Below are 18,726 nucleotides of genomic sequence, written 5' to 3' on the forward strand. Positions count from 1 at the left end.
GGCTCTTCGGGTCAGTCCTTGTACTTCGGACTCGGCGGTCCCGCCGAGTCGCCCAGGTCGTCGGCGAGCCACTCCTTGTAGGAAGCACGCCAGCCGTCCTTGTCCTTGCGGTAGTCGTCCAGTACGTCGTTGACGCGGCGCACCAGGTCGTCGGCGTCCTTCTTCATCGCCACGCCGTAGTACTCCGTGGTGAACGGCTCCTTGCCCTTCAGCTCCACCGTCGGGTCCTGTGCCGCCTGGCCCGCGGCGAGCGCGCTGTCGGTGACCACCGCGTCCACCTCGCCGAGCTGGAGCCTTACCAGGCAGTCGAGTTGGTTCGGCACCGTGGTCCTGATGTCGGCACCGAAGCTCTTCTCCTTGAGCGCCGATTCCGCGGTCGAGCCCGCGGCCGAACAGACCTTCTTGCCCTTCAGCGTCTCGTTGTACCCCGTGATGTCGGATGTCTTCGGGGCGAGGACCTGCTGGCCGGTCTCGAAGTACGCGGTGGAGAAGGCGACGTCCTTGATGCGCTCGCAGTTGATCGTCATCGTACGGACGACCATGTCGACCTGGCCGCTCTGGATCGCCGGGACGCGCTGGTTGGTGGGGATCGCGCGGAACACCACGGCGTTGCGGTCGCCGAGCAGCTTCTCGGCGATCTCGCGGGCCAGGTCGATGTCGAAGCCCTCCAGCTTGCCGACGCCCTTGTTGGGGTCGCGGTAGCCCCAGCGGTAGCTGTTCTGGTCGACGCCCACGACGAGCTTCTTGACCTTGCGCTGTTTGATCTTCTCGAGCGTCGGGCCGTCCTTGGGGGAGGGCCGCAGGCTGCGCTCCGGCGCGTCGCAGTCGTCCGCGCGCGCGGGCGCGGCCTGTACCGCCCCGCTCCCGCCGTCCGCGCCCCCCGTACCGCTGCCCTCGCCGGTGCCGCCCAGCTTCGGCAGGGCGAGCACCAGGGCCGCCGCCAGGAGACAGGCGAGGGCCATCGTGGTCACCCCGCCCCAGCCGCGCAGCACCGCGACACCGCGGCGCGTGCGTGCCGCGACGCCGTGCTGTCCGCTCTCGTCAGGTCGCGTACGCATCGTCCGCGCGCCCCCCATCACCGGTACTCCGAAAGCCTGCGGCCGATGCCGAGCACGGCGGCGGCCGCGCCGAGCACCGCGAGCACGGCGGCGCCCACCGGCAGGCCCGCCATCGCGCCCTTGCCGTCCTGGGCGGCGCTCTTGAACTCGCGCAGCTCGTGTGTGAGCGCGACGTCGAGCGCCGCGTCCACGTTGTCGAAGGACTCGCCCGTCGACCTGGTCTCGGTGCCTTCGGCGCCGATGACCGCGTCCAGCGCGCCCTCGTAGTCACCCGCGTCGTCGCTCGCGCGGGCCGACTTGTGGCGGTCCTTCCACTCGGTCACGTTCTTCGCGGCCGTCTCCAGCGGGCGCTCGCCCGAGGAGTCGTCGGCAAGACCCGCGGCCTCGTCGAGCAGCCCGCCGCCGTCCTTGCCGCCGGCGAGCCGCGTCATCTGCCGCTGGTAGGCGACGTCGAACTTGTCCTTCGTGGCGCTGCCGACGGCGACGGTCTCGGCGCCCCGGCTGACCAGCGTCAGGTTCTCGTTGCTCCGTGCCTTCAGGGAGCTGATGCGGGCGTCGTTGAGGACGTTCAGGGACTTCACGCCATTGTCGTACGACTCGTTGAGGCCGGAGCGGGCGAAGGTGTGGCCGCCCAGGAGCCACAGGAGCGCCACCGCGGCGGCCGTCGTGGCGGCGAGCAGGCCCGTGTTGAACACCCTGTTCGTACGGCGGTAGTTGCGGTGCTGGGCCCAGCCGAGGGCGGCGAGCGCGGCGACGCCGAAGCCGATCGCGAGCCAGGGGTAGGGCTTGGCGTCGGCGTAGTCGTCGTTCAGGCGCTCGTTCTCCGCCTTGTAGAGCTTCTCGGCGGCGGGGAGCATCTCGGTCTGCATCGTGTCGTTCGCGTACCGCAGATAGGCGCCGCCGAGCGGCAGGCCCTGGCGGTTGTTGGCGCGGGCGCGCTCGATGAGGGCCGTGTACTGCGGCAGGAGCTTGTTCAGCTCGCTCACGGACGCCGCCGACGAGGCGTCCGAGCCCGCGTTCGCCGCGGCCGTCGCGAGCTTCTCGCTGGCCCGGTCGATGTCCCGCTGATACCGCTCGCGGACCTTCACCGGCTCCTGGCCGCCGGCCAGGAAGCCGCTGGACGCGGCCGTGTTGGCGTCCGCCAGGGAGCGGTAGATCGCGGCGGCGTCGTTGCTCAGCGGCTGGCTGCGGTTCAGGACGCGGTCCGCGGCGTCCGCGCGGGAGGTCGTCTGCCAGGCCGTGACGGCGCCGAAGGCGAGAACCAGGGCGGCCAGGAAGGCGCCGATGGCGCGCAGCTTCCCCGGCTCGGTGGTCGCTGCCGCGCGCAGGCGGGCCACGCCCTCGGCCCACGCCGTGCTTCTCTCTGGCGTGGGCGCCTGCCGCGGTGCTCCCGTCGGTGCGGCCGCCTGGGGCGGCAGCAGCGGCGGTTGGGCCGGCGTGGGCGCGTGCGGTGGTGCCTGTGGTGGGTGTGTCACCTGACCTCGACCTCCCCCTTGGTCTTCGGACGGCCCTTCCTTCCGGGCGCAAGTATCGCTGCCGGGGCCGACATCCGCACAGGCCTTGACCTGATCTTGTGCGGATTCGTGGTCGGGGGCACCTTTGAACACGCGACGGGGATCTGTTCGGTTCCGGGGTGGGGCGGTCCCCCGCTGGTCGGCCTTCGGCCTCGTGCTCAAGCGCCGGACGGGCTGATAGTTGCCGGAGCGTGCCGACTACGTCCCGTAAGGGCTGGTCAGGGCGGGTGGGTGGGGGATATAGCCCCTCCGGCGGTTGAGGAGCGGGGGTTCGGGGGCGGAGCCCCCGTGACGGTGGGTCAGGTGCCGGGTGAGTAGTGAGTCCGCACCCGTGCGTGTACCTCCGCCGGCGCCCCCACTGCGTCCAGGCCCAGCAACACCGCGCCCAGGACCGGCCGTTCGGTCACCACGCGGGGGATGGCTTTCGGGGCCCGTTCGGACAGGCGGGTGCGGATGCCGTCGTCCAGGCGGCCGTGCCGGGCCGCGAGGACGCTGCCGCCGAGGAGGACGGGGGTCGCCTCCTCCAGCAGGCCGAGGCGGCCCAGGGCCACCGTCGACATGACGACGACCTCCTCGGCCATGCGGTCCACCAGGGAGCAGGCGACCGCGTCGCCGTCCGCCGCCGTCGCGAACAGGACGGGCGTCAGCTCGTGCTGGCGGGCGGCCTCGATGTGGCCCCGGTGCAGCGCCTCGATGAGGGCGTACATGGAGGGGAGGCCGAAGTGGGCGGGCAGGGCCGACATCAAGGCCGTGGGGCCGCCGCGGCCGTCCTCCGCGCGGGCCGCGTGCCACAGCGCCTCCTGGGCCAGGGCCCCGCCCCCGCCCCAGTCCCCGGAGATCTTGCCGATCGCCGGGAAGCGCGCGGTGCGCCCGTCCGGCAGCATGCCGACGCAGTTGATGCCCGCCCCGCACACCACCGCGACCCCGCGCGGCTCGGCGTCCTCGACGAGGCCCGCCCTGAGGACCGCGAAGGTGTCGTTGCGTACGTCGACGCTCGTGCTCCAGCCGCGACGGCGTATCGCTGCCGCCAACTCGCGCTCCTCCACCGGGAGATCGGCGTTGGCCAGGCATGCCGCGACATGGCCGACCGACGTGAGGCCCGCCTCGCCGAGCGCCCGGTCCACCGCCTCGGCGAGCACGTCCACGGCCGGTTCCACGCCGACCAGCGGGGGCTGGAATCCGCCGCCGCGGGCCGCGCCGACGACCTGTCCGTCGGCCGCGACCACCGCGACGTCGGTCTTGCTGTTGCCCGCGTCGATGGCGAGCACCGGCGCGGACGCCGAAGGGCCCGCGCCGCGGGATGCGCTCAGGCCCACGCGAGGTGCTCCCGGTTGTGTGCGACGAGCTGGTCCGTGAGCGTTTCCGCGTACTCGTACTGGCCGATCAGCGGGTGCGCGAGCAGCGCCTTGAAGACGCGGTCGCGGCCGCCGTGCAGGGCGGCGTGCAGCGCCAGGTCCTCGTACGCGGTGACGTTCGCGATCAGCCCCGAGAACAGCGGGTCCAGGGCCGGGACGGCCAGGGGCGTGGCGCCCGAGGAGTCCACCGATGCCTGCACCTCGATGACGGCGTCGTCCGGGAGGAAGGGGAGCGTGCCGTTGTTGTACGTGTTCACCACCTGGTACGGGCTGCCGCCTCCGCCGAGCAGCGACGCGGCCAGGTCGACCGCCGCCTCCGAGTAGAAGGCGCCGCCCCGCTTGGCGAGCAGTTCCGGCTTCTCGTCGAGCGCCGGATCGCCGTACATCGTCAGCAACTGCTCTTCCATCGCGGCGACTTCGGCCGCCCGGGACGGCTTGGTGCGCAGCTCCCGTACGACGGCGTCGTGCTGGTAGTAGTAGCGCAGGTAATAGGAGGGGACCACGCCGAGGCGGTCGACGATCGCCTGCGGCATGTGCAGGTCCTCGGCGATGGCCTCGCCGTGCTCGGCGAGCAGCTTCGGCAGCACGTTCTCGCCCCCGGGGCCGCCGAGGCGCGCGCCCAGCTCCCAGGTCAGGTGATTCAGACCCACGTGGTCCAGGTGCACCTGCCCCGGGTCCACGCCCAGGTGGGCGGCGAACTTCCGCTGGAAGCCGATGGCGACGTTGCACAGGCCGACGGCCTTGTGTCCGGCCTGGAGCAGGGCGCGGGTGACGATGCCGACGGGGTTGGTGAAGTCGATGATCCACGCGTTCGGGTTGGTGCGGCGGACGCGTTCGGCGATGTCGAGGACGACGGGGACCGTGCGCAGCGCCTTGGCGAGGCCGCCCGCGCCGGTCGTCTCCTGACCGACGCAGCCGCACTCCAGCGGCCACGTCTCGTCCTGCTGCCGGGCCGCCTGGCCGCCCACGCGGAGCTGGAGCAGCACCGCGTCGGCGTCGGCGACGCCCGCGTCCACGTCGGACGTGGTGACGATGCGGCCCGGGTGGCCCTGCTTGGCGAAGATGCGCCGGGCCAGGCCGCCGACCAGTTCAAGGCGGTCGGCCGCCGGGTCGACGAGGACGAGCTCCTCGATCGGCAGGGTGTCCCTCAACCGGGCGAATCCGTCGATGAGTTCGGGTGTGTAGGTCGAGCCTCCGCCGACCACTGCGAGCTTCATTTCTGAATCAGCCCTTTACTCCGGTGAGGGTGACGCCTTCGACGAAGGCCTTCTGTGCGAAGAAGAAGATGACGATGACCGGAGCCATGACCAGGAGCGTCGCCGCCATGGTCATGTTCCAGTTCACCATGTGGGCGCTCTTGAAGGATTCCAGGCCGTACGAAAGGGTCCACGCGCCCGGGTCCTGTGCCGCGTAGATCTGCGGCCCGAAGTAGTCGTTCCAGCAGTAGAAGAACTGGAAGAGGGCGATGGCGGCGATGCCGGGCTTGGCCATCGGCACGATGACGGTGAGCAGGGTCCTGAGCTCACCGCAGCCGTCGACCTTCGCCGACTCGATGTACTCCTTGGGGATCGTGAGGAGGAACTGCCGCAGCAGGAAGATCGAGTACGCGTCGCCGAACGCCATCGGGATGATCAGCGGCCACAGCGTGCCCGACAGGTGGAACTGCTGCGCCCACACCAGGTACATGGGGATCACGATGACCTGCGGCGGCAGCATCATCGTCGAGATGACGAGCAGCATCGCCGTGCGCCGGCCCCGGAAGCGGAACTTCGCGAGCGCGTACGCCACGGGGATCGCCGAGCACACCGTGAACAGGGTGCCGAGTCCCGCGTACATCAGGGAGTTGCGCCACCAGGTGAGGAAGCCGTCGGTCTCGAAGACGGCCTTGTAGTTCTCCCAGTGCCAGGAGGACGGCCACAGGTCGCCGCTCATTGCCTGCGAGTCGCTCATCACGGACGTCAGGAAGACGAACACGAAGGGCAGGATGAACAGCAGCGCCACGGCGATGGCGACGCTGTGCACGGCTATCCAGTGCAGGATGCGCCTGCGGCGGGCGCGCGCGGCGGCCGGTCCGCGCTGCTTGGCGGGGGCGGCCTTCGACGAGGAGGCGGGCGCGCTGAGTGTCGTGGAAGTCATCGGGGATCAGTCCTCCGCCGAGAGCAGGCCGGAGCGCTTGCGCATCAGCAGCAGCGTCACGGCCATGGCGATGGCGAAGAGCACGAGCGAGAGCACGCACGCCGCACCGGTGTTGAAGTTCTGGAAGCCCATCGAGTAGACGAGCTGGGGGACCGTGAGGGTCGAGTGGTCCGGATAGCCGGGCTGGATCACCGAGCCGGGACCGATGGAGACCCCGGAGGCGATCTTCCCGGCGACCAGGGCCTGCGTGTAGTACTGCATGGTCTGTACGACACCCGTGACCACGGCGAACATCACGATCGGCGTGATCGAGGGCCAGGTGACGTACCGGAACTTCGCCCAGGCGCCCGCGCCGTCCAGCTCGGCCGCCTCGTACTGCTCCTTGGGTACGTCGAGCAGCGCGGCCATGAAGATCACCATCAGGTCGCCGATGCCCCACAGGGAGAGCATCACCAGCGAGGGTTTCGCCCATGTCGGATCGTTGAACCAGGTGGGCGCGTCGATGCCGACCCTCGACAGGATCTCGTTGACCGGGCCCGTGCCCGGGTTCAGCAGGAAGACGAAGGCGACCGTCGCCGCCACCGGCGGGGCCAGGTAGGGGATGTAGAAGGCGGTGCGGAAGAAGCCGACCCCCGACTTGATCTTCGTGATGAGCAGCCCGAGCGAGAGCCCGAAGACCACCCGGAGCGCCACCATCACCACGACCAGCCACAGCGTGTTCCACAGGGCCGGGCCGAACAACGGCATCTGCTCGAACACGTACCGCCAGTTCCGCAGGCCCACGAACGTGGGCTCCTTGATCTGGTTGTAGTGCATGAACGAGAAGTAGACGGTGGCGATCAGCGGGTACGCGAAGAAGACGCTGAAGCCGATCAGCCAGGGGGAGAGGAACCCGAGCACGCGCAGTCGGCGGCGCGCGGGAGGGGACAGTCTGCGGCGCGCTGGTTTGGAGAGTGGCAGGGCCATGGCGGGGGTCCTCAGTTCTCTGCCTGGAGATTGTCGGCGTCGATCTGGCCGTCGAGCTTCTTCAGCGCCTCGCGCAGGTTCTTCTTGCCGCCGGCTTCGACGGAGTACGCGAGGTCCGCGAGCGAGACGATGTACGCGCCGCCGTTCGTGGACTGCGGGAGCGCCTGGCTGTGCTCGTTCGCCAGGATCTTGAAGAAGGTGCGGAAGCGCCTGTCGGCGTCCAGACGGGGCGACTTGAGGGCCGCGTAGGTGGACGGCACGTTGTGGATGTCGTTGGCGAAGTCCACGACCTGGTTCGTGTTCGCCGTCAGGAACCGCACCAGCTCCCAGGCGGCGTTCTGGTGCTTGCTGCTGTGCGCGATGCCGAGGACGGTGCCGGTGATGAAGCCCCGGCCGTACGTGTCGGCCTGGTCGTCGGGCACCGGCAGCGGCGCCACGCCCCAGTCGAACTTGGCCTTGGCGTCCTTCAGCATCAGGCCACGCCACTCGCCGTCGAGGTGCATGGCCAGCTTGCCGGTGAGGAAGCCGTTCTGGCTCGACATCTCGTCGCCGAAGGTGGAGCGGAACTTCTCCAGGTCGGCGTAGCCGCCCTGCGCCTTGATCAGCTCATTGGTGGTCTTGAAGAAGTCGTACGTCTTGGGCTCGTCGGCGAGCCGCGACTTGCCGTCGGCGTCGAAGTACTCCGGACCCCACTGCGCGAAGAGCCGGTCCGGGGCGTTCTGGTAGAGCCGGAAGTTCGGCATGAAGCCGACGCGCTTGTACGAGTCCTTGCCGCTGCGCACGGTCAGCTTCGCCGCGGCCTTCTTGAACTCCGACATGGTGCGCGGCGGGTGCTCGATGCCCGCCTCCTTGAAGGCGTCCTTGTTGTAGTACATGCCGAACGCGTCCGCGAGGAACGGCAGCGCGCACTGGTTGCCCTCGTAACTCGTGTAGTCGAGCAGGGTCTTGGGGAACGTCTTCTTCTTGTCGAGGCCGGTCTTCTTCATGAACGGGTCGAGGTCGACCCACATCCCGGAGTCGCAGTACTGGCCGACGTTGTTCGTGGTGAACGACGACACCACGTCGGGGGCTTCGCCGCCGCCCGCCCTGAGGGCCTGGTTGATGGTGGCGTCGGTGACGTTGCCGGTCGCCTTCACATCGATGTTCGGGTGCAGCTTCTCGAACCGCTCGATGCTCTCGTTGATCGCCTTGACTTCCCCGGGGGCCGCCCAGCCGTGCCAGAACTTCAGCGTCACGGGCTTGGTCGGATCGTCTTCGGCGCTGCCGGTGCTCGGGTTGGCACAGCCGGCCAAGAGCAGTCCGGCCGCGGTCAGGGCGGCGGGCACGCGTGTGCGTATGCGCCATCGCGGCATGGCGGACGTCCTTTGCGGGAGGCGGTGTTGGGGGAGTCGGGGTGTTCCGTATGTGGCGAGGGGCTCAGGCGGTGTCGAAGAGGGTGTCGCGGGCCTGGGTGAGGGCCGTGCGCAGGGCGCCGGTGAGGATCGGATCGCCGTCGAGCTCGCTGATGCGCAGGAGCGGGCGCGGCAGGGCGAGGCCCGTCATCTCCTCCTCGACGCGCAGGCGCAGCTCCTCGCCGCCCGCCTGCGGCACCTGGCCGGACAGGACGACGAGTTCGGGGTCGACGACGGCGACGACGGCGGCGAGGCAGGTGGCGATGTGGCGGGCCAGCTCGTCGCGCACGGCGGGGTCGGCGAGCGCGTCGGTGAGCGGCTTGCCGCCCGCGAGCTCGCGGACCACGGCGGCGGAGACGAGGCTCTCGAAGCCGCCCCGGTACGAGCCGGGCGTCCCGTCGGGGCCGCGCAGCAGCGGGGCGCCCGGCACCGGCATGTAGCCGATCTCGCCCGCGCCGCCGGTCGCGCCCCGGAGGAGCACGCCCCCGAGCACGATCGCGGCGCCCACGCCCTCGTCCAGCCAGGCGAGCACGAAATCGTCGTTGTCCTGGGCCGCGCCCTCGTACTGCTCGGCGATGGCCGCGAGGTTCACGTCGTTCTCGATGGCCACCGGGGTGCCGAGCACCTCGGCGAGTTCGGCGCGCAGGGTGCGGGAGTGCCAACCGGGCAGGTGCGGGGCGTAGCGGAGCCGGCCGTCGTGCGGGTCGATGGCGCCGGGCGTGCCGATGACGGCGCCGCGCAGGTCGTCGTGGCCGAGCCCGGCCTGGGCGAGGGCGCCGTCCACGGCTTCCACGACCAGCTGGGCGGTGCGATGGCGTACGTCCTCGGCGACGGCGGCGGCCTCGATGCGCTGCCTGCCCACCTCGCGCCCGGTGATGTCGGCGACCAGGGCGGTGATGCCGGTGGGGTCGGCGGACAGGGCGGCGACGTGGCCGACGGCGGGGTCGATCTCGTACAGGACGGCGTTCGGACCCGGCCGTCCGCTCTGCCGCCCGGTGGTGCGGACCAGGCCCGCCGACTCCAGGCGGCTCAGGAGCTGCGAGGTCGTCGGCTTGGACAGGCCGGTCAGCTCGCCGATGCGGGTACGGGTGAGCGGGCCGTGGGCGGCGAGCAGGTCGAGCGCGGCGCGGTCGTTCATGGCGCGGAGCACGCTGGGCGTGCCCGGGACGCCGGGCGACCCGTTGGATGGGGTGGTTCCAGCCATCGCTGACGACACCTGCCCTTCGGTGGCCCGCCTCCCTCACGTCACTGTTAGGAAGGCTTCCTATTGGATGCGAGGAACGTAAGTCCCTGGGCAGGGGGCGTCAAGGGTGGGTGGGCCTGCGGCAACCAAGTCGTTACCTCGTCAGCGGGCGGCCCGAGAGGCCCGGGCGGGGGGAATTCAGCCCGTCGAGGGGGTCCCCCCTGCTCCTTAAGAGCTTGGGGGAGATTGAGGACGAGGCCGTTCAGGCCGATACGGGGGTCCGGGGGCGGAGCCCCCGCTACGGCCACCGGGTCCTACTTCGACAGGTTCGGCGGCGGGGCTATCGGCGAGGCCGCCAGGGACTGCGGCGACGTCGACGACGCGTACGCCGACGGGGCCGCCATGCCCGCGGTCGGGTCCGCGGCCGGCGTCACGCCGCCGTCCTGCTGCATGGGCAGTCCGCCCACGAGGCGGATACCTTCCGCGTCGAAGGCCCGCTTGATGCGCCAGCGCAGCTCCCGCTCCACGCCGAGGGACTTGCCCGGCATGGTCTTGGCGGAGACGCGCACCACCATCTGGTCGAGCAGCACGCTGTCCAGGCCCAGGATCTCCACCGGGCCCCACAGGCGCTCGTTCCACGGCTCTTCCTTGGCCATGGTCTCGCCGACCGCCGTCAGCGTCTTCTTCACCTTCTCCAGGTCCTCGTCCGGACGCACCGTCACATCGACGCCGGCCGTCGACCAGCCCTGGGAGAGGTTGCCGATGCGCTTGACCTCGCCGTTGCGGACGTACCAGATCTCGCCGTCGTCGCCGCGCAGCTTCGTGACGCGCAGCCCCACCTCGATGACCTCACCGGAGGCCACCCCGGCGTCGATGGAGTCACCGACCCCGTACTGGTCCTCCAGGATCATGAAGACGCCGGAGAGGAAGTCCGTGACGAGGTTGCGGGCGCCGAAACCGATCGCGACGCCCGCGACACCCGCCGAGGCGAGCAGCGGCGCCAGATTGATCTCGAAGGTACCGAGGATCATCAGCGCGGCCGTGCCGAGGATCAGGAACGACGCCACCGAGCGCAGGACGGAGCCGATCGCCTGCGAACGCTGCCGCCGCCGCTCCACATTGACCAGGAGCCCGCCGAGCGCCGTGCCGTCGACGGCCGACGCCGTGCGGTTCATGCGCTCTATGAACTTGGTGATGGCCCGCCGTACGAGCACCCGCAGAACCATGGCGATCACGACGATCAGCAGGATGCGCAGGCCGATGGCGAGCCAGGTCGACCAGTTCTCCTCCACCCAGCTCGCGGCGTTCGTCGCGCTCTCCTGGGCGTCGTCGAGGGTGACGGGTTTGCGAGTCGGCGTCGGTGTCGGGTCCGGGTCCGTTCCGGCGGCCGAAAGGACGGACAGGAACACGGCTCGTACCTCCAGGCATAGCGGCCTGCCCAGGAGATGCACCGGGCAGACCCACCACACTAACGGGGCATTGTGTGTGGATCGTTGTCATGTTCGAAGGAGAGACGGTGCTCACCAGGCGCAAAACGGCGCCGATCGGCGCGGAAACGTGCCTGCGCCCGGGGTGTGGGCGAAAACACTTCAGGGCCGTTACCAGCACATGGTGGCGCTACGACCAGCCATGAGGGGAGACTGGCTGCAGATCGTCCCGGCGCGAGCCACGCGCCGCCGGCGTACAAGGAGGCATCCGTGCCGCATGTCCTGGTCCTCAACGCGTCGTACGAGCCCCTCGGCGTCGTACCGCTCCGCCGCGCGCTCGTCCTCGTCCTGGAGAACAAGGCACTCTGCCTCGAGGAGTCCGGCGCCTTTATGCACAGCGCGACCCGCACCATCCCCGCACCCAGCGTGGTCCGGCTCAAGCGCTTCGTGCGGGTCCCCTACAGGGGGCCCGTTCCACTGACCCGCCGTGCCCTGTTCGCCCGCGACGGCGGCCGGTGCATGTACTGCGGTGGCGTCGCAACCAGCGTCGACCACGTCATTCCGCGCAGCCGCGGCGGTCAGCACGCCTGGGACAACGTGGTGGCCTCGTGCCGCCGCTGCAACCACGTCAAGGCCGACCGGCACCTCATGGAGCTGGGCTGGCGCCTGCGCCACAAACCCGCCCCGCCCTCGGGACTCGCCTGGCGCATCATCGGCACCGGGCATAGGGATCCGCGCTGGTTGCCGTACTTGCAGCCGTTCGGCGCGGATGACGCGATGGCCCGGATCGACGGGATCTCTGCCTAGGGATCCATCCGGGCCATTGTTGTGCCAAGGCCACGGGGGCTCCGCCCCCGGACCCCCGCTCCTCAAACGCCGGAGGGGCTATTTCCCCCACCCGCCCGCCCTTCTAGCCCGTCCGGCGATTGAGGACGAGCCGCGAAGCGGCGATACGGGGGTCTGGAGGCGGAGCCCCCAGTCTCGGGAAGGGGCGCTAATGGACGCAGCGGGGAAGGCCCCGCAGGGCCAGATGTGAGCAGCACCACGTTCCCCGAACGTATACGGATGCGCCCCACCGCAGTGGGTAGGGCTTCGGAACCGATGCCCGCGACCAAGGAGCACCCCATGCCCGCCTCCGCGAACCTCCTCCTCTCCGCCCTGTCCAAACAGGTCTCGCACCCCGACTCCGGCCTCGACGGCTCCTGCTCCTGCGGCTGCCTGGAGCCGCCCCTCACCAGCGAGCCCCCGCTCGCCGACGCCGCCCCCCTCACCAGCGAACCGCCCCTCACGGACGCCGCCCCGCTGACCAGCGAGCCGACCTCGACGGGCACTGCCTCGGGCCTGGACCCCATGGGGGTCTAGGTGACCCTGGCCCGGCTGGCCGCCCTGCACGGCGTGGCCACCTCGTACTCCCCGTCCCCGGACAGCACGGTCCAGGCCTCGGAGGCCGCGGTCGTCGCGGCCCTCGCCGCGCTCGACGTCGACGCGAGCACGCCCGAGGCGGTGCGGGACGCGGTGGCGGCCCGCGAACGGGCCTTACGGGAACGCCTGTTGCCGCCCACCGTGGTCCTGTGGACGGGCGACGGCCCTGCTTCCGACGACAAGAAGCACGCGCTCCCAGAAGCCCTCACCTCCCTCCCCCCGGACACCCGCCTCACAGTGGAGACCGAGGAAGAGGGAACGCTCGTCGACCTCGCGAACACCGCCCCCACCCCCTCCCTCCCCCCAGGCATCCACCGCCTCCACGCCACCACCCCCGACGGCACCACCGCCGAAGCCCACCTCGTCGTCGCCCCGCGCCGCGCCCCCGCCCCACCACCCCGTACCTACGGGTTCCTCGTTCAGCTCTACTCCCTCCTGAGCCGCCACTCCTGGGGCATGGGTGATCTCGGCGACCTCGCGGAGCTGGCATCGTGGTCGGGACGGGCGCTGGGGGCCGGCTTCGTTCAGGTGAATCCGCTGCACGCGGCGGTGCCGAAGCCGCCGGGCGGCGCGGGGGACCCGTCTCCGTACCGCCCCTCGTCGCGCCGCTTCCCGGACCCCGTGCACCTGAGGGTGGAGAACATCCCGGAGTTCGGCCACCTCCGGGGCGAGGCTCGCGACCGCGCGGGCGGCTGCCTGGAGCGCGCCGCCGTCCTGCGCCGGGCCGTCCTGCGCGAGGGCGCGCTCATCGACCGGGACGCCGTGTGGGAGCTCAAGTCGGCCGCCCTGGAACTGATCCGCGACGTCCCGCTCGGGCCCGGCCGCTGCGCCGCCTACAGCGACTTCCTCGCCGAGCACGGCGAGGCCCTGGAGGACCACGCCACCTGGTACGCGCTCGCCGAGCGGTACGGCCCCGACTGGCACGCCTGGCCAAGACCCCTGCAGGACCCCGCCTCGCCCGAAACCGCCCGCGCCCGCACCGAGTTGATGGACCGCGTCGACTTCCACGAGCGCCTGGCCTGGCTCACGGACGAGCAGCTCGCCGCCGCCCAGCGGGCCGCGCGCGACGCCGGGATGCCCGTCGGCCTCATCCACGACCTGGCCGTCGGCGTCCATCCGGACGGCGCCGACGCCTGGGCGCAGCGGCGTCACTTCGCCGCGGGCATGTCCGCGGGCGCGCCCCCGGACGCCTTCAACGAACGCGGGCAGGACTGGGGCCTGCCGCCGTGGCGCCCGGACCGGCTCGCCGAGTCCGGCTATGCCCCGTTCCGCGCCCTGCTGCGCGCGACGCTGCGGCACGCGGGCGCCGTCCGCGTCGACCACGTCATGGGGCTCTTCCGGCTCTGGTGGGTGCCGAGCGGACGTACCCCCGTCGACGGAACGTACGTCCGTTACGACGCGGAGGCCATGCTCGCCGTCCTCGTCCTGGAGGCGCACCGCGCGGGCGCCCTCGTCATCGGCGAGGACCTGGGCACCGTCGAACCGGGCGTCCGCGAGGCGCTGCGCGAGCGCGGGGTGCTCGGCACGTCCGTGCTGTGGTTCGAGCGCGACTGGGAGGGCGACGGGCTGCCGCTGCCGCCCGGGCGGTGGCGCGCCGACTGCCTCGCCACCGCCACCACCCACGACCTGCCGTCCACCGCCGCCCGCGTGACCGGCGCCCACGTCCGGCTCCGCCATGACCTCGGTCTGCTGGCCCGCCCGCTCGCCGCCGAACGCGCCGAGGCCGCCGCCGACGTAGGCGAATGGCTCGCCCTGATCTCCCGGCTCGGCCTGCTGCCGGGCGGCGCCGGGCGCGAGGAGGACGAGATCCGCGCCGTGCACCGGTTCCTGCTCGCCACCCCGGCCCGCATGGTCGGCGTCTGGCTGCCCGACACCGTCGGCGACCGCCGCCCGCAGAACCTCCCCGGCACCTGGGACCAGTACCCGAACTGGCGGCTGCCCGTCGCCGACGCCGCCGGACGCCCCGTCACCCTGGAGGACCTCGCCGCGTCCCCGCGCCTGCACGCCCTGCTCGACGTGTTCGACGCGGTGCGGCAGCGCCCGCCGCGCAGGAGTTGAGGCGCCCCGTACGGCACCCCGGGCGCGCGGCCCGCGGAGCGGTTCGCTACGTTGGCACCGTGGACAAGAAGAACGCCCTGCGCGCCGGTGCCCTGGCTTCCGGTACGACGCTGATGATGCTGCTCATGACGTCCCCCGCGCTCGCGCTCACCCGCGACGACGGCGACGACCCGGGCCCCGGCCTGAGCGTGGTCGAGACACTCGGCCTGTACGTCGCCGCACCCATCGTGCTGTTCCTGGTCATCGCGGGCCTCGTGATGGTCGGCGACAAGTCCCGCAAGCAGCAGAAGCAGGGCTGACGGCGCCGGTTCGGCACCAGCTCTCCTCACCTTTCCGCCGAGGGCGCTCCTCGGCCGCGTACGCACCCCTTAGGACTGCGTACGCGGCCGGGAGCGCCCTCGGCGCGTCCTGCCCCCGTGCGGTGACGGTGACAGGGCCTCAAGCGCCGTCCCCCGGCTGCGCGCCCGCGAGCAGCTTCCGCAGCAGGGCGGCGAGCTGAGCCGTCTCCGCCTCGTCGAGACCCGCGGCCGTGAGCGCCGTGCGCTGCGCCTCCAGGCCCGCCACGACCGCCCGCTCGACCAGCTCAAGGCCCTTCTCCGTCAGGGTCACCTGCAGCGCCCGCCGGTCGTGCGGGTCGGGGGAGCGGCGCAGCAGTCCCGCCCGCTCCAGCTTGTCCAGCCGCCCGGTCATGCCGCCCGACGTCAGCATCAGTGTCGAGGCGAGCCGGCGCGGCGAGAGCGAGTACGGATCGCCGGTGCGCCGCAGCGTCGCGAGCACGTCGAACTCCCCGCGCGTGGTGCCCACTTCACGGTGTGCCTGCTCGACGCGGTCGGCCACGGCCTGCGAGATGCGGTAGACGCGGCCGAAGACTTCCATGGGCGTGGTCTCCAGGTCGGGCCGGACCACGGCCCACTGCTCGATGATCGCGTCGACGGCGTCGGAGCTGGGGCCGGAGCTGGAGCCGGTGCCAGGGCCGGAGGTGGTGGCGTTCATGGGGGAATTATTCACCGATCTTGGATGCTCGCAAGTAAGTAGGTTGACGGTAAGTAGCTTAGAGCTAAGCTACTTACAGCTGAGCTTCCTTGCCGCCGAGCCTCCTTCCCGGGGCTCTTTGCTTTGCGACCTCTTGGGGGACGTACGTCATGAAGCGCTCCACCGCGATCCTGCTCACCGCCTACGCCCCCCTGACCTGGGGCTCCACCTACGCCGTCACGACCGAGTTCCTGCCCGCCGACCGCCCGCTGTTCACGGGCCTGATGCGGGCCCTGCCCGCCGGTCTCCTGCTGCTCCTGCTCGCCAGACGGCTGCCGCGAGGGGAGTGGTGGTGGAAGTCGGCGGTCCTCGGGGCGCTGAACATCGGCGCCTTCTTCCCGCTGCTCTTCCTGTCCGCCTACCGCCTGCCCGGTGGCATGGCCGCGGTCGTCGGCTCGGTCGGCCCGCTCTTCGTCGCCGGACTCTCGGCGCTGCTTCTCGCCGACCGCCCGAGCCCGCGCACCCTGCTCACCGGCGCCGCCGCGGCACTCGGCGTCAGCCTGGTCGTCCTCAAGGCGACCGGGGCGCTCGACGTGGTCGGCCTGCTCGCGGCCGTGGGATCGACGGCGTCCATGTCGACGGGCACGGTCCTGACCAAGCGGTGGGGCCGCCCGGAGGGGGTGGGCCCGCTGGCGCTCACGGCCTGGCTGCTCACGGCCGGCGGCCTGCTGATCGCGCCCGTCGCGTTCCTGGTCGAGGGCGCGCCGCCCGCGCTCGACGGCCGGAACATCGCGGGCTACGTCTACCTCTCCCTCGCGGGGACGGCTCTCGCGTACTGGCTGTGGTTCCGCGGCATCGGCCGCCTCAGCGCGACCCAGGCGAGCCTGCTCGGCCCGCTCTCGCCGCTGACGGCGGCGGTCATCGGCTGGGCCGCGCTCGGTCAGTCGCTGACGGCGGTGCAGGTGGCGGGGATGGCGATCGCGTTCGGCGCGACGGTGTTCGGCCAGCTCCGGCCGCAGCGACAAGGAGCCGGCGGTGGCTCCGAATCATTCAGCTCAGCTTCAAAGGCTGATCGAAAAGATTCGATGGACCTGGATGGTGTGGGGGTGCGACGGTAGCCCGGCACGAGATCACCGAGCCCCGGAACCGGGGAGAGAGGCAAGGGATACCAGTGGCGAGCGTCCTGGACCGGAGCGGCAGCGTCGACGGCGTACGGAGTGACGGCGTCGGCGTACGGAGCGGTACGGAGGGCGGGCGTACCGGCTCCGGCGGGGCGGGCGCCGGGCCGGGTGCGGGGCTCGGCGTCGGGCTCGCGCTCGCGGCGCTCGCCACCGTCGTCTGGTCGGGCAGCTTCGTCACCTCCCGGGCCCTGGCCGACAGTGTGCCGCCCGTCCAGCACGCGTTCTGGCGCTGGATCATCGCCATCGCGGCCGTCGCCCCCTTCGCGATACGCCAGACCTGGCGCCAACGCGCGCTGCTGCGCGCGCACTTGGGATTCCTGCTCGCCGCCTCCTTCCTCGGCGTCACCGTCTACAACACCCTGGTGAACCAGGCCGGAGTGACGACCACCGCGGGCAACATGGGCATGATCATGGCCGCGTCGCCCGTCCTGATGGCGGTGTACGAACGCCTCGGCGGCGCCCGGCTCGGGGCGCGCCGCGTCACCGGCATGCTCGTCGCCTGCGTCGGCGTACTGCTCCTGGTCAGCGGCGGCTCCCTCGCCATGGACCTCGCGGCGGGCGACCTGTGGGTGATCGGCGGCGCGATCGCCTTCGGCTCGTACAGCGCGCTGCTGCGCCGCAGGCCCGCGGAGATCTCCGGACTGCCCTTCCTCTTCAGCACCTTCGTCCTGGGCGCGCTGATGCTGCTCCCGGTGTTCCTGGTCAGCCTCGCCGTTCAGGGCGGGTTCGAGCCGACGGCCGCGACGGTGTCCCCGCTGCTCTACGTGGGCGTGGTCTCCTCGGCGGTCGCCTTCTTCGCCTGGAACAAGGCGATCTCCGTCATCGGCGCGGCCCGCGCCGGCGTCGTCTACTACCTCCAGCCGGTGTGCGTGGCGCTGCTGTCCTTCGCGGTGCTCGGCGAGGGCATGGGGTGGCTGCAGGTGCTGTGCATGGGGCTGATCCTGGGTGGCGTGGTGCTCGGCTCGGCGGGGCGGAAGTAGTCCCGGCGGGGTGGAAGCAGTCCCGACGGGGAGGCGGTCCGGCATGCGTGTGCCGGGCCGCCGGTACGTTGACGTCATGACCGAGTGGGACATCAAGAAGCTGCAGATCCTGCGCACCCTGAACGAGCGCGGGACCGTCACAGCGACGGCGCGGGCGCTCCTGATGACCCCCTCGGCCGTGTCGCAGCAGTTGTCCAACCTCTCCAAGCAGGTGGGCGTGCCGCTCCTCGAAGCCCACGGGCGGCGGGTGCGGCTCACCGGGGCCGCGCGGCTGCTGCTGGTGCACGCCGATGCCGTGTTCGCCCAACTGGAGGCTGCGGACGCGGAGTTGGCGGCGTACGTCGACGGGGTGGCCGGGGAGGTGCGGGTGGGGGCGTTCTCCACCGCCGTGCCCGCGCTCGTGGTGCCTGCGGTGCGGGCCCTGCGGGCGGCGTGGCCCGGGGTTTCGGTGCGGGTGCGGGAGGCCGAGGCGGCGGAGGCGTACGAGTTGCTGGCCGCCGGGGACGTCGATCTCGCGCTGTCCCTCGCCGCGCAGGCGCCCGCGGGGCGGGACCGGCGGTTCACGCGGGTGCCGTTGCTCGCCGATCCGCTGGATGTCGCGCTGCCCGCGGATCATCCGCTGGCGCGGGCTTCGGGGGTGCGGCTTGCCGACCTCGCGGGGGAGCCGTGGATCTTTGGTGGCTCCGGCCCCTGGTCGGAGATCACGCTGGCCGCGTGCGAGGCGGCCGGGTTCGTGCCCGAGCAGGCGCACAGTGCTGCCGGGTGGGAGGCGATTCTGGCGATGGTGGGGGCGGGGATGGGGGTGGCTCTGGTCCCGCGCATGGCCTCCGGCCGGGGTGGGGGTGTCGTGATGCGCTCCCTGGGCACCGACCGCCCGAGCCGCCACGTCGTCGCCGCGGTCCGCCGGGGGGCGGAGGGGGCTCCGGCGGTTTCCCATGTGCTGGGGGCTCTGCGGACGGCTGCCGCCGCTTGACGAGGCCTGTGCACAGGCCTGCCGTACCGGCGCCGCCGACCTGAGAGCGCCCTTCCCTCAACATCCCGACACCGCCGACCTGGGCTGTGCCCACCCGTTCCGCCGTGCGG

General features: G+C 71.7%; 17 protein-coding genes. 7 read left to right on the forward strand and 10 right to left on the reverse strand.

Annotated features, from left to right (window positions below; genetic code table 11):
• Nucleotides 1-11: 11 nt before the first annotated feature.
• The 9 genes from AC0KTA_RS24665 to AC0KTA_RS24705 form a co-directional block, all read right to left on the reverse strand.
• Nucleotides 12-1,058: a glutamate ABC transporter substrate-binding protein gene (locus AC0KTA_RS24665; RefSeq protein ID WP_481050404.1), complete on the reverse strand. Its 1,047-nt coding sequence runs from the start codon at nucleotides 1,056-1,058 to the stop codon at nucleotides 12-14.
• Nucleotides 1,059-1,075: 17 nt separating this feature from the next.
• Complete coding sequence (locus AC0KTA_RS24670) at nucleotides 1,076-2,533, reverse strand: hypothetical protein (RefSeq protein WP_481050405.1); 1,458 nt, start codon at nucleotides 2,531-2,533, stop codon at nucleotides 1,076-1,078.
• 338 nt (nucleotides 2,534-2,871) lie between these two features.
• Nucleotides 2,872-3,888 (reverse strand): N-acetylglucosamine kinase, encoded by a 1,017-nt coding sequence (locus tag AC0KTA_RS24675; RefSeq protein ID WP_481050406.1) that lies wholly within the window; start codon nucleotides 3,886-3,888, stop codon nucleotides 2,872-2,874.
• The gene (locus AC0KTA_RS24680; protein ID WP_481050407.1) at nucleotides 3,879-5,144 is read right to left on the reverse strand and encodes a 6-phospho-beta-glucosidase; all 1,266 of its coding nucleotides are present in this window, start codon (nucleotides 5,142-5,144) and stop codon (nucleotides 3,879-3,881) included. The genes AC0KTA_RS24675 and AC0KTA_RS24680 overlap by 10 nt, the downstream gene beginning before the upstream one ends.
• 7 nt (nucleotides 5,145-5,151) lie before the next feature.
• Nucleotides 5,152-6,063, reverse strand: a complete 912-nt coding sequence (locus AC0KTA_RS24685; protein ID WP_481050408.1) for a carbohydrate ABC transporter permease — start codon at nucleotides 6,061-6,063, stop codon at nucleotides 5,152-5,154.
• A 6-nt stretch (nucleotides 6,064-6,069) separates the two neighbouring features.
• Nucleotides 6,070-7,029: a carbohydrate ABC transporter permease gene (locus tag AC0KTA_RS24690; protein ID WP_481050409.1), complete on the reverse strand. Its 960-nt coding sequence runs from the start codon at nucleotides 7,027-7,029 to the stop codon at nucleotides 6,070-6,072.
• A gap of 11 nt (nucleotides 7,030-7,040) precedes the next feature.
• The gene (locus AC0KTA_RS24695) at nucleotides 7,041-8,381 is read right to left on the reverse strand and encodes an ABC transporter substrate-binding protein (RefSeq protein WP_481050410.1); all 1,341 of its coding nucleotides are present in this window, start codon (nucleotides 8,379-8,381) and stop codon (nucleotides 7,041-7,043) included.
• A gap of 64 nt (nucleotides 8,382-8,445) precedes the next feature.
• Nucleotides 8,446-9,624 (reverse strand): ROK family transcriptional regulator, encoded by a 1,179-nt coding sequence (locus AC0KTA_RS24700; RefSeq protein ID WP_481050411.1) that lies wholly within the window; start codon nucleotides 9,622-9,624, stop codon nucleotides 8,446-8,448.
• A 293-nt stretch (nucleotides 9,625-9,917) separates the two neighbouring features.
• Nucleotides 9,918-11,012, reverse strand: a complete 1,095-nt coding sequence (locus AC0KTA_RS24705; RefSeq protein WP_481050412.1) for a mechanosensitive ion channel family protein — start codon at nucleotides 11,010-11,012, stop codon at nucleotides 9,918-9,920.
• A gap of 288 nt (nucleotides 11,013-11,300) precedes the next feature.
• Here AC0KTA_RS24705 and AC0KTA_RS24710 point away from each other — a divergent pair, with 288 nt between their 5' ends.
• From AC0KTA_RS24710 to AC0KTA_RS24725, 4 genes are all read left to right on the forward strand, one after another.
• On the forward strand, nucleotides 11,301-11,837 hold the full coding sequence (locus AC0KTA_RS24710) for an HNH endonuclease (protein ID WP_481050413.1): 537 nt from the start codon (nucleotides 11,301-11,303) through the stop codon (nucleotides 11,835-11,837).
• A 318-nt stretch (nucleotides 11,838-12,155) separates the two neighbouring features.
• The gene (locus tag AC0KTA_RS24715; RefSeq protein WP_164324970.1) at nucleotides 12,156-12,392 is read left to right on the forward strand and encodes a hypothetical protein; all 237 of its coding nucleotides are present in this window, start codon (nucleotides 12,156-12,158) and stop codon (nucleotides 12,390-12,392) included.
• Nucleotides 12,393-14,510: a 4-alpha-glucanotransferase gene (gene malQ / locus AC0KTA_RS24720; protein WP_481050414.1), complete on the forward strand. Its 2,118-nt coding sequence runs from the start codon at nucleotides 12,393-12,395 to the stop codon at nucleotides 14,508-14,510.
• Nucleotides 14,511-14,569: 59 nt separating this feature from the next.
• Nucleotides 14,570-14,809, forward strand: coding sequence for a hypothetical protein (locus AC0KTA_RS24725; protein ID WP_189729965.1), 240 nt, complete (start codon nucleotides 14,570-14,572; stop codon nucleotides 14,807-14,809).
• Between the two features lie 139 nt (nucleotides 14,810-14,948).
• Here the strand turns inward: AC0KTA_RS24725 and AC0KTA_RS24730 are convergent, their stop codons facing one another.
• Nucleotides 14,949-15,503 (reverse strand): MarR family winged helix-turn-helix transcriptional regulator, encoded by a 555-nt coding sequence (locus tag AC0KTA_RS24730; RefSeq protein WP_481050415.1) that lies wholly within the window; start codon nucleotides 15,501-15,503, stop codon nucleotides 14,949-14,951.
• Between the two features lie 149 nt (nucleotides 15,504-15,652).
• Between AC0KTA_RS24730 and AC0KTA_RS24735 the strand changes: the two genes are divergently transcribed.
• The 3 genes from AC0KTA_RS24735 to AC0KTA_RS24745 all read left to right on the forward strand — a co-directional run bounded on the left by AC0KTA_RS24735 (nucleotide 15,653) and on the right by AC0KTA_RS24745 (nucleotide 18,616).
• Nucleotides 15,653-16,600 carry an EamA family transporter gene (locus AC0KTA_RS24735; RefSeq protein WP_481050416.1) on the forward strand — a complete coding sequence of 316 codons (948 nt, stop codon included), beginning with the start codon at nucleotides 15,653-15,655 and terminating at the stop codon, nucleotides 16,598-16,600.
• Between the two features lie 53 nt (nucleotides 16,601-16,653).
• Complete coding sequence (locus tag AC0KTA_RS24740) at nucleotides 16,654-17,643, forward strand: DMT family transporter (protein WP_481050417.1); 990 nt, start codon at nucleotides 16,654-16,656, stop codon at nucleotides 17,641-17,643.
• 76 nt (nucleotides 17,644-17,719) lie between these two features.
• Nucleotides 17,720-18,616, forward strand: coding sequence for a LysR family transcriptional regulator (locus tag AC0KTA_RS24745; RefSeq protein WP_481050418.1), 897 nt, complete (start codon nucleotides 17,720-17,722; stop codon nucleotides 18,614-18,616).
• Nucleotides 18,617-18,726 lie beyond the last annotated feature (110 nt).

The organism is Streptomyces sp. Y309, from assembly GCF_056712025.1.

Bases quoted from the DNA above. Each gene is read 5' to 3' on its own strand.
- AC0KTA_RS24690 (WP_481050409.1), bottom strand. From the start codon at position 7,029: ATGGCCCTGCCACTCTCCAAACCAGCGCGCCGCAGACTGTCCCCTCCC.
- AC0KTA_RS24685 (WP_481050408.1), bottom strand. From the start codon at position 6,063: ATGACTTCCACGACACTCAGCGCGCCCGCCTCCTCGTCGAAGGCCGCC.
- AC0KTA_RS24745 (WP_481050418.1), top strand. From the start codon at position 17,720: ATGACCGAGTGGGACATCAAGAAGCTGCAGATCCTGCGCACCCTGAAC.
- AC0KTA_RS24680 (WP_481050407.1), bottom strand. From the start codon at position 5,144: ATGAAGCTCGCAGTGGTCGGCGGAGGCTCGACCTACACACCCGAACTC.
- AC0KTA_RS24730 (WP_481050415.1), bottom strand. From the start codon at position 15,503: ATGAACGCCACCACCTCCGGCCCTGGCACCGGCTCCAGCTCCGGCCCC.
- AC0KTA_RS24695 (WP_481050410.1), bottom strand. From the start codon at position 8,381: ATGCCGCGATGGCGCATACGCACACGCGTGCCCGCCGCCCTGACCGCG.
- AC0KTA_RS24735 (WP_481050416.1), top strand. From the start codon at position 15,653: ATGAAGCGCTCCACCGCGATCCTGCTCACCGCCTACGCCCCCCTGACC.
- AC0KTA_RS24665 (WP_481050404.1), bottom strand. From the start codon at position 1,058: ATGCGTACGCGACCTGACGAGAGCGGACAGCACGGCGTCGCGGCACGC.
- AC0KTA_RS24715 (WP_164324970.1), top strand. From the start codon at position 12,156: ATGCCCGCCTCCGCGAACCTCCTCCTCTCCGCCCTGTCCAAACAGGTC.
- AC0KTA_RS24700 (WP_481050411.1), bottom strand. From the start codon at position 9,624: ATGGCTGGAACCACCCCATCCAACGGGTCGCCCGGCGTCCCGGGCACG.